This window comes from Bombilactobacillus apium, assembly GCF_013385145.1.
Lineage (GTDB): Bacteria > Bacillota > Bacilli > Lactobacillales > Lactobacillaceae > Bombilactobacillus > Bombilactobacillus apium.
In genome coordinates this window covers 270,680-281,759 of sequence record NZ_JABZEC010000003.1, presented here as the reverse complement: position 1 = coordinate 281,759, position 11,080 = coordinate 270,680, and the positions used below count along the sequence as shown (strand labels likewise).

Genomic DNA, 11,080 nt, shown 5'->3' with positions numbered 1-11,080 from the left:
AAGTCCAGTTCAATACAAAAAAGCAGCATTAAAAGCTGCCTAAAGTAGAATTACCAAAAATAACAAAAAACGGAGTGGATTTCTCCACTCTGAAAAGGTCCAACTTTTGGGGAGCACTACAAACTTATAAAAAGAGAATTTTTCTGGCTTTTCTTAAAAGAGAAGAATAAAATAAATAGTCAATTACGGAAAAAACCATTAAATAATAGTCTAAAAAGGAATTGTTTATGAAAAAGTCACCAAGGGTACTTTTTTGTAATAAAACTGTTCATAAACTCAACTGAGATGGTCTTTTTAATTTTGTGAAAAATAGAATAATAAGAGTGACAGGGCATATTTTAATGTTTTTTTGAATAATTTGTGTATAAAGCTTGAATTTTAGAGGGTTTCTTGAGATTATATAGGTGCAGGCATTGAAGTTAATGATTTCAATCTTTAGGGGGGAAGAGAGTTCATTAGATGAAAAGGAGTTAATCCATGAAAAAAGTATTTTTGAGTTTATTGTTGGTCTTAGCTTGTGGGGTAACCGCGATCTTCCATCCTACTCAAGTGAAGGCTGACAGTGGGCTTACTTATACTGTTGATGCGGTTTTACCAGATAATCAACGGGATCGTAATCTGTCTTATCCAGACTTAAATGTTAAACCTGGTAAAGATCAAGAACTGCAATTCAAGATTACTAATAGTAGTAGTAGAAAAAAAACATTCGTTGTTGAAGCTAATGATGCTAGCACCAGTGATGGAATTGCTATGATTTATAGCCGCCATAATAGTCATTTACTAGGTTCACCACAATTTACACAGATGGTGGATTCTAAGTCTCGACGGCAAATAATTAGGGTCGCGCCACAAAGTGTACAACAAATTTCTATTACTCTACATTATCCGCAGGATACCTTCTCGGGAGTTGTTGTCGGAGGACTTTATGTCTACGATAAGAGTGTTGATAAACTAAAAAAATCTAAGGGCTTTTCTTTGAATAATAGATTCACTTATTCAGTGGGAATTCAGCTACGTTCTCAAGAACAAAAAGTTCTGCCACAGCTGAATTTAGGTAATGTTAAGCTAACTACCATGAATCATCATTCTATTATTGCGGCTAAGTTATTCAATAATACACCAGCAGTAATTGGTGGTTTGAAAACCAGATTTACTTTAAAAACTATTAAAGGAAAAACCGTGACTAAGTATAGAGCTGATAATGGTCAAGTTGCACCAATTAGTAAGTTCACTGTGGGAATACCCTTAGTAGATAAGCAACTATCTCCTGGAAGGTATGTGTTGACTGGAAAGGGCCAGTCAGGAACGCAGATTTGGCGTTGGAGAAAGGTGTTTTATATTGACCGTAAAACTCTGGATAAAGTAAATCGTGATAGTGTTGACGTAGATCATAATAATCCGATTTGGTTATGGATTCTATTACTGATTTTAGTTTTATTAACTATTTTAGTAATTATTTTAGTAAAGAAATTAAAGGAGAAAAAGGATGAAGACGATGAAATTTAAGAGTATGGCTAATGTTGCAGCTATTTTGGGGACTGTTTTAATCAGTACTCCAGCTATGACTGCCATGGCAGCCCCAACAACTCCAGCAAGTACAGCAAGTTCAGATGTTACATTGGAACTGACAGCACCAGGTAGTGATGATAAGCAAACCAGTAAGGATCCTACAACTGGTGAAGAAGGAACAGACAAAGATGATAATGGAAATACCTTAGTTCCTGGTACGAAACCTACAGATAATGCTGGACCTTTGACCATTAATGGTGTACCGAGATTTGAATTTGGTAAAATTGCTTTTTCTGGATCAAAGCAGACCGTTAAAGCGATTTTTCATGAATATGATAAAAATGGGAATATGATTCTCAATGAAGATAAAACTCCTAAGAAAGTTGAAGGTGCAGCTAGAAAGCCTTCTCTTCAGGTTTCTGACCTTCGTGGTACAGGGGCTGGTTGGAATGTAACTGCTAGTTTATCGGCAATTACAAACCAAACTTCAGGTAGCACGGATAAGTTAACTTCGCCACAACTATCTTTTGCGGCTAGCAAAACTATAGGTACCAATGGTGTTCAAAAAGAAGCAAGTACTAGTGCAAGTGTGGCAGCTCCGACATTAACAACACCAATAGTTTTAAACGTTGATGATGAATCTAATACACAAACTAAGACTGTATTCAATGCTGCTGCTCATGATGAAGGGAAGGATCCTAGCACAGGAGCTGGACTTGGACAATGGTTTGCTAATTTCGACCCTGATAGTATTACTTTGGCTGTTTATCCAGGTGCTACAGCGGGTCAATATAAAGGAACAGTTACTTGGAATTTGAGTAGTGGTCCTGCGGCATAATGCACCTAGGTTTTCATTAAATAACAAGGGAAAAAATCAACTAAAACTTTTTAAGTTTCAGTTGATTTTTCTTTTTTTAATATGATCGAATAAACCACAAGTTTTACTTGTGGGGGACAAAACAGCTTTAGCGTGAAAAACTTCCTTTCGATATAATAGTTTTTGGCTAGCAACCATAACTAAATCGAAAGGAAATTTTTTGTTCTTGAAACAAAACGCTAATAGCTTAGCACACTAGATGGAATTGTAAGTATCATCTAGTTTTTACACCCAAGTATCGACTTAAGGTGATTTATGGTGATTAAGAACCGACATTGGTCATATTTTAAGAAGACTCTGTGAACTGAAAGAAGTAGAGATTATCGAAGCCCATGCGATGCCAGATCACATTCATATGTTGGTTCGAATTCCTCCAAAATGAGTGTTTCGCAGTTTATGGGCTATTTAAAAGGGCGCAGTGCCGTAATCCTTCACGATCGTCACGCTAGCTTAAAATATAATTATGGAAATCAAAGTTTTTGGGTGCGCGGATGCTATGTTAGTGACCGTGGGGTTAAATCAGAAAACCATTCAAAAGTATATTCGGGAACAAGAGGCAGACATCAGTAAACGAGAATATCTGGATCCATTTAAGAAATAGGAGCGAGTAAATAAGGATAGTTAGCGGTTGATAGTGTTTTGTTGGGCCTCTTGAAGGGGCTCTTTGTGCCAGGTGGAGCCTTCTAGGGCTAAAATATCCACCAGCTATGCTGGTGGATATTTACTATTTTTGTCATTTTGATATCAAAAGCTCATTAGGAGCATAATTTGAATCTATTAAATTATTAGATTTTTAATGCAATACCAGTTTGGAAAAGATTGGATTTGAGAGACAACAATAGACAGGTTAGTTTAAGACCTGCGGGTCTTAATATCCGCAGATAAGAACTATATTCTTCCTTTATGTAGGGTTCTACTGATCTCGATTTATCTCAGAATTATTACGAACCGAGCTAGCGGGTAATTATTATTTAAATTAATCACTTTCAATAGCTCCTCCCACCACTTTAAATAATCTCCTAATTGTAGCAACCAAAGATTTTTTAACTTTGCGCGGACATTTATTTGCCGCTACAAGTAACTTTGACTTGCGCCTTATCCAAAAAAAGATAAATAAAGTTTGTTTTGATTGAACCTCTTTTTTTGGCCGCATCATTGAAGGAAAGGTCACGGAGGGGGTTAATTTAAAGACTCTAAGTTAGGGGAGTCTTTAATCAAAGGCTGATTTGAGAAAGAATAGACTTGTAACGACAAGGATCGACAGATCCGTTAAGGCCCTCGGTTTTAACACGCCCAGATAAGGAATTTATTTCTTTCTTCGTGTGGGAAATTCTGCCGATCCTTGTTTTAGAATTATTATTGTCTGGTTAGAAGGCAATTAACAGTTAAAGTAATTGCCTTGAGGGGGTCTAGATTTGTTAGATCAAAATTTATTAGAAAAGGTGGTTTATTAAGTGAAACAACCAAAGATTCGTTGTCTTTGCTCCGGGAACGTTAACGGTGGCTGCGGCGGCTGATCTGGGACAAACTGGGAAGACAACTTTGAATATTACTTCAACTGTGCCGTCTTTTGCCCAAGTACCAGAATTTAAATTTCTCTCGGCTTCGAAGATGTAACGGAAAAATCGGAAAATCCTTATCAGATTAATGATTATCGACCCAAACCCACCAATTTTATTATTCAGATGCAAGTTAATACTTTTCTCCTAGAAGGTGATGCTAGTCAAAAGTAACCCTTAGATCAAGTTCTCCTGACAGCGACTTCGAACCCGGACCAGACTTTGAAAACTCAAAATGCCAAGTTAATTAATGGCTATTCCAACGGGATCTTTGTCGTTACGCGTCCTTCTGAGGCCAATACTGTTTACCAAGATCTCCATGTTACCAATAGTGACGGCTCGATTGGCGCTTCTCCCATCCGTAATGAAACTGGAAAGGTCCTTCTCAAAGGGGAGAACACCTTTGATATTTTGACCAACCATGATTTCAATAAGCCAGCTATGGCAAGGGATAATGAAGGGGAATGGATTCAAAGAGGACATTGGGTGGAAGTAGTTGATGGTCATACGACCTTGAATCAAAACTGGGATTGGGATCAGCCGCTATATACCTACAATCATAATAAAGACTTGACTTTAAAAATCGATGATGGGGCTAATTTATTGTGAAACCTCAATTCTACTTACACGATGTATTACGGTAGTGACTCAGGCGGAACTCTCGATTGGAAGGTTGGTAAAAAAGCTAACTTCAGCTTGAAAGGAACCGATCAAACCTCGACCGGAAGTTCTTCCGTGGGATGGTTTATGGTCACTAATTTCATCAAGTTTAATTTGGCAGTCGCCCAAGATGGAATTTTGAATTTAACCACCGGGGGTGGCCCTATGAACCTGAATACTTTCCAAAACATCGATTTTCCTTTTGCTGACGGAGCCCAGGTAGATATTAAGAGATTGGGAACTAGAGGCGTAATTTCGGGGATGGCGACGAGAGAGGCGAAGGTAATATTTCGGTGAAAGACGTTGACAATTTGACCCTTCAAGCCAATAATGGGAGGGCTGTAAATACGAATGCCAAATTAGACTTCCAAGTCCCGCTGCGTTTGCATGCCAGCAATAAGCAGAAGGCTGAAGCAGTCTCGATGAAGCTGATGATCTCTATAAAAGAATGGGTTTAGGGACTTTCCAGTTTATCTCCGGAAAGTCCACGATGCATCTAGCTGCCAGCGCGGATACTAATTACTATAGTCCTGCCGATATTAAATATTTACAAAATGTGAAGTATATTAGTTGGGAAATTCCCAGCGGCTTAGCCCTGAATACCAGCCAATTGGACCGCAACTATAGGCTAGATCTTAGCAGCTATGGTTTTAAAAAATCGCAAATAAAAAATAAAAATTAAGCAGCAGGTGAACTTTAGTTTGAGATTAAAGTTTGTCAGCTGTGATATTTATATTTTATAAAAAAGTAAAATATCATCTATTTTCAGCTATATGGTTGAATATTTTGTTAGGATTTGATAAAATCAATATAGATATATTAAAAATTGATAATCACTAGATTTATTCTCGAATAAGGATGATTATCTATAAAAAATAAAATAATAGAATAATTTTTTATAGTTAATACTTAATAGCAGCTAATAATTGGGAAATATAAATTATTAGCCACTATTTTGTTTAATGTTTTGCGGGAATGACTGAGACAAATCCAGTTTGGTTTTAGTTTCAAATTTTGTTAGGAGGAACCATGATTCAAAAAGTCATTTGTTGTCTGTCAGTTTTTTTGATTTTAGCTCCATTTGTCTGTGAGATGAGGGTTCAAGCCGAGACGGTTGCTGTTAGCCAACCGCTACTGAATCGTAGTTCTCAAGAAGCCAAGACCGATTTATTGAACAAGGAGCAAACTCCAGCAAAAGGTTCGCAACAGCAGCCAGCACAAGCTTTCCAATCAGTGGTGGCACAGTCCTTATTAGCGCCAACGACCAGCAATAGTTCGTCCGAGAAAGCGGTAGCTGCGATTCGAGAAAAGGCTCGAAAAAGCCGTGCGGCTGCTGTTGCTGTCAGTCGCGAGTACGGGGCTAGTCCGGACCAAATTTTGCGGGATGGTCGGCGCAAGGACCTTAACAGTCAAGCTCAACTCCCAACAGAATTCCAGTCCTTGCCGGCACGAAATGTTGAACTGGCAGCGCAAAACTTTACCACGGCAATAACCAGTGGGTTGGCTCCGAAGACTAGTTCCCAATTTTCCCAATTGGCTGATCCCAATCAAATTGCGCAGCAAAATTTAACGGAAAAGATGCCGGCGCAGTCTCAGGAAGGTGCAGTTCCTGAAAAAACAGTTGAAGTTAGCAACTGGAAAGAGTTTGTGGATCGAGCGCGCGATAAGACTGTCGGAAGTATTAAGTTGACTCAATCGATCACTGCCGATGGCTATGGTGCCTCTGGAACTAATGTCGATTTAAATGACCGAGGGAACGTCGGTTTAATTATTGATGGTGGTTCAGCGCAGAATGAATTAAATTTAGATAAATATACTTTGAGGTTCACTGCTAATGTTCCGGCCAATCAGATTCAAACTTTCACCGCCAAAAACCTGACTGTTAAGCAAACTAATTCCAGTGGTCTCTTTAATATTTCTAGTAGTAGCAAGAACAATAATTCCAATTCGGGGACGGGACAAGTTGTTTGGGATAACTTTGCTTATCAAGGTCCCCGGGGATTGACGGCCAATAACTTTGATTTAATTATTAAAAATAAGGTTAGCGTAACCACGGATACTGGAGAAATAGCCAAAATCACTAATGTTGAAGTTTGGCCGGGAAGTGATCTAAGCGGAAATGTGGGCGGCGTTAATGCTGCCTTTTGGTTCTACAATAATTCCAAAAGCAACGATCGAGCGGGTTTTAATATTTATCCGGGTCCTTCCGAAACTGCCCAGACTAAAGTTGCCCTCGCTAAAACTGGCTCGGGTTCATCCTTACTTTATACAATTAATAATTTAAATATTGCTGAAAATACCGATGTGAATTTAGATAGTGGACCCAATAGCTTTGGAATTATTGACCAATATGCCACCGGCGGAGTTTATATTGGAGCTAACAGCAAAGTCACTTTAGATAGTAGTCAAGGAACAGGAAAGGTCTATAGTTCCGCGGGAGGTGCATTCTCGGTTGGTCAAGGATCCCAAGTTACCCTGAAAAGTAAGTCCGCAACCGTGATTGATAGTCCAGGAAGTGTGACAATCAGTGATCAGGCGACAGTCACCGCGACCAGTGATTCCGGGGATATAGTTGGAAGTGGGAGTGGACTTTCTAGTAAACCAGTTACTGATTTGAACCTGGGTAAGGCGGTCACGCTAAAATTGACCAGCGCGACGGGAGATATTCTTACCGCAAATGGTGATTTTAAGATTGGGGACAAGTCTGATGTGAATCTGTCCAGTGATTCCGGCGATCTGATCGGAATTAAAGGCAGTCTGACCATTGGCAAGAAGGCGATTATCAATCTGAAAAGTGACGGGGTATTATTAGGGAAAACCGGGTCTTTTTCCAAAATTACTCCGATTAAGGATCTGATTGTTGATAGTGAGGCTGATGTCACGCTGACTGCTGGCAGTAAGACGGCGATTACTAGTTCCGGTGATCTTCAGCTTAATGCTAATGCCAAAGTTAAAATTACCAGCAGTTCGGGAACTATGATGGATATCAGTGGTAATTTAAAAGTTGGTAACGCGGCAACGATCACGGCTAAGACTGAGGAAACTAGCTCTAATACGATGTTTTTTATTGGCAGCAATTTACTTCTAGCACCAGACGCGAAAATCGATCTAACCAGCGGAGCCTCTAGTTCAAGTAGCGCCATCTCAATGGCAGGGACCGGACCTAATCAAATCCTCTTGGAAGATAGAGCCAGTTTGAAGATTGAATATCTCGGTGATTTGCCGGGAAAAGGGCAAATTTTTTATAGTAATAATCCGACTAATCTGACCATTAATCCAGACGCCACTTTGAATATTAAGGCTAATAAGACGACCACTGACTCTAGTGTTAGTATGCTGCAGCTGGGAAACACGTCTACTGTGAATGTAACTCAAGGAACTTTGGACCTGCAAACTAATAATACTGGTTCGACAACGATGCTCGTGAGCGGGTCCAATAGTACGATTAATCTTAATCAAGCTAAAAAGGTCAACTTAGGAAGTACGGCTCCGGATAAAGATTCTGAGGGCAAGGTGGTCGATAATTCGACTAAGGTCATGAAGTTCGGAACGGGAACCAATTATTTAAACTTAAAGGGCGAAACCGCTTCTTATAATGATACGGCCTATGATCTTAATTTTGCGGAAAATGGGAAGGCTGATTCTAAGGTACAGTGGAACGATATTAGCATGAAACAAGGCATTCCGCTATCCTCCAATGCAGCACCAACAAGCCAACCCCTGCAATTAGAAATGAATACTGGTAGAAAAAGAAAAGGTCAGAAATATTCCAAAACGGATCTAGAATCCGGAAATAGAACGAAGATTTCTTTTCTAAGTAATTTTAATCCCGCCGAGTACCGGAGGTTGACCATTTCCCCTCACCTAGCGGGAACGCCGCTAGAGACCCCGATTGATGTGTCTAATTGGGACGAATTAGAAAGTGCGATGTTAGATCCGGCGATAACGAGTATCGCCATGACGGCAGATATCGGAAAAGATGTCGCAACTAGTAATGATCGTGATATTGAAAATATGCCTAGCAAAGCCTTTATTTTAGATGGTCAAAAGCATAATTTAGATGTTCGCAAGAAGAGGTGGACGATCCCGGGAAATGTTCCTTTAGATTGGAAGATGAGTACGGAGATCAAGAATGTGCAGCTTTACGGTGTCGATTACTATGGCCCGTGGCGCTATACTGGCAGGAGTAGTAGTTCTAATCCGAACTCTTATGGTGATGGCGCAATTCGGTATCGAGATATGAGTTATGAAGGTGCCCAGTTAACCGCCTCTTACTATTACAATACAGAATTTCAGGGTACGGTGAAGAATAAGAGTGTTCCTAACTATACGTCACCGATTAATGGAGAAGATGTTAAAACCCAAAATGGTAACTTGGGAGCTGTTCGGCAAGTTAATATTGAAGCCGGCTCGGTTGATTTCTTAGAGGGATGTAATTACGAGGGAAATTCTTCGGCTGGTCTTCTGAGAATTTCGGCTTCCTCAGATGATGCAGGGGTCTTTTTAGCTAAGGGAGCGACAGTTAATTTAACTTCCGATAATCCTAGATCTGGGGGCGCGGAATATGATAGTATCATTACCGCTAATGCTAATTTTTCGATGGCGGAAAGTTCAACACTCAATATTAATCTCAGTGCTTCTTATCCGCAAACCGCGATTAATCTCACGAGTGGTGCCAAAAAAGTCCGTTTTACGGTAGGTCATAACGCCAAGCTCAATATTTTACTGAATGAAACTGATAAATCTCTAAATACGGGGAATACTTCTCTAAGTAATAAAAATATCATTACTACTAGTTCGAATACCGACTTCCAAGTGAAGGATGAAGGAGAACTAAATATCTCGGGAACCACTTATCGAGCAGGCGGGAGCTCCACAACCGCTCCCAACGCCAATAACAGTATTATTAATACTTCCGGTGACTTTACTATCGGGAAACATGGAATTCTTAATCTAGATTTAGAAGGTGGACCCAAGAGCATTAATCTCTTTTATGCTAATGGTCGGGGCAGTTCAGTTTCTTTTAAAGATGCCGAGAGAGTTAATTTAGACTTTTCCAAAGTTAAAAATATTAGTAATTTACAGTTAATCAATATGGCGAAGGGGTCAACCTTTAAAGCTGAAGTCCAGAGTGTCCAGGCTTGGAAGAAGGCTTCGCCGGCTACAAAAACGGATCCCGATTTTTCTTGGCTGTATGTCAGTCTTTTGGATCTGACTTATAATGGAACAGCGATAACTGAATATAATATTCAAGCGTTAACTAGTGCTGATAAAACGAGTCTTTCCAAGAATTACAAGACGGTTGATTTTAAACATCTCTTATTCGAGCATATTGAAGATATTAATTTAACGATGGACGAGTTAAATCATGAAAGTACGCAGATTACGGGAACCGCCACTCCGGGATCGGAAATTTACTTTAGTAGTGACGCGCCTTCTTCTGAATTACCGGAACCGCAAAAAGTCACCGGCGATGGGGAAGCTGATATTAATAAAGATTATCCTAAATATCATGTCAAAGTAGGTGCCGATGGTAAATATACTTTAGACTTAGGAGATCAGAGATTAACTAAAGGGACTAAAATTATGGCGCGTGCTTATCGACAGGGAAAAGAACAAAAAGTCTTTCAGATTGTGGATGGCGGTCAAGAGCCAGTTGATCCCGATGAGCCAGATAAGGGAATGACCACGCCTGATCCTGGCGATAGTGACAATTCAGGAACTCATTTGCAGGGGAAATTAAGCATCAATTATGTAAGTAATTTCAATTTTGGGAAGCAGACCATTGGGACAGAACCACTGAAGGCTTTGGCGCAAGCCCAGTATCCTCGCGTTCAGGTGGTAGATAAGCGAACCGATGCGAGTGGTTGGCAATTACAAGCCAAGATGGATCCGCTGGCTTATACGGATGACCAAGGCTTGTCCCATGAATTAGTTGGTGCCCAATTGGTTCTCGTGCCCAAGGAAGTTAAAACTACTTCCGAAAATACGAGTTTGGTCCCTGATGTCCCCGATGATGATTTTGTCTTAACTAGTGCCAATCGAGTAGTTATGCAAGCGGATAGTAGTGGTGATCAAGGTAAGGGAGTCTGGTTAAGTATGTATGATCCGGCTAAAACTCATTTATTAGTTTATCCGGGAACCGCGACAGCAAATGTTAATTATAGTAGTAGCATTGAATGGACCTTAGCAATTGGCCCATAATTTTCTATTAAAACTGGGCGTTGGTGAAATCATCTCACCAACGCCTTTTTAAGTAGCTTATTTTTTTATAGATGGGTTCTCCAAAAAAATATCCCACTTTTTGAAAAGTAAGATTAATCTAACCCCATTTAAGGAAATAAGGGAAACTTATAAATGATGATGTTAAAAAATAGCTAATTGAGATTAATAAATATAAATTAACTAAATTTTTTGAGAGGGGATAGCTCTTGAAATCTGTCTCTACATGAGACAAATTTATGGCTATTTAGAG

5 protein-coding genes and 1 pseudogene are annotated in these 11,080 nt (G+C 39.6%); all 6 read left to right on the top strand.

All coding sequences use genetic code 11. From position 1 onward, the window contains the following. Window positions 1–477 precede the first annotated feature (477 nt). The 6 genes and pseudogenes from HU830_RS04770 (at window position 478) to HU830_RS04745 (ending at window position 10,809) form a co-directional block, all read left to right on the top strand. A complete protein-coding gene (locus HU830_RS04770) occupies window positions 478–1,506 on the top strand; it encodes a DUF916 and DUF3324 domain-containing protein (RefSeq protein WP_176942638.1) in 1,029 nt (342 codons plus the stop codon). Further along, a complete protein-coding gene (locus tag HU830_RS04765) occupies window positions 1,487–2,347 on the top strand; it encodes a WxL domain-containing protein (protein ID WP_176942637.1) in 861 nt (286 codons plus the stop codon). The genes HU830_RS04770 and HU830_RS04765 overlap by 20 nt, the downstream gene beginning before the upstream one ends. A 230-nt stretch (window positions 2,348–2,577) precedes the next feature. Next, window positions 2,578–2,987, top strand: a pseudogene (gene tnpA, locus HU830_RS04760) (IS200/IS605 family transposase); the annotation flags it as partial. 1,180 nt (window positions 2,988–4,167) lie between these two features. Further along, the gene (locus HU830_RS04755; RefSeq protein ID WP_176942636.1) at window positions 4,168–4,554 is read left to right on the top strand and encodes a hypothetical protein; all 387 of its coding nucleotides are present in this window, start codon (window positions 4,168–4,170) and stop codon (window positions 4,552–4,554) included. Between the two features lie 21 nt (window positions 4,555–4,575). Further along, a complete protein-coding gene (locus HU830_RS04750; protein WP_176942635.1) occupies window positions 4,576–4,902 on the top strand; it encodes a hypothetical protein in 327 nt (108 codons plus the stop codon). Between the two features lie 732 nt (window positions 4,903–5,634). Beyond that, complete coding sequence (locus HU830_RS04745; protein WP_176942634.1) at window positions 5,635–10,809, top strand: WxL domain-containing protein; 5,175 nt, start codon at window positions 5,635–5,637, stop codon at window positions 10,807–10,809. The last annotated feature ends 271 nt before the right edge of the window (window positions 10,810–11,080 follow it).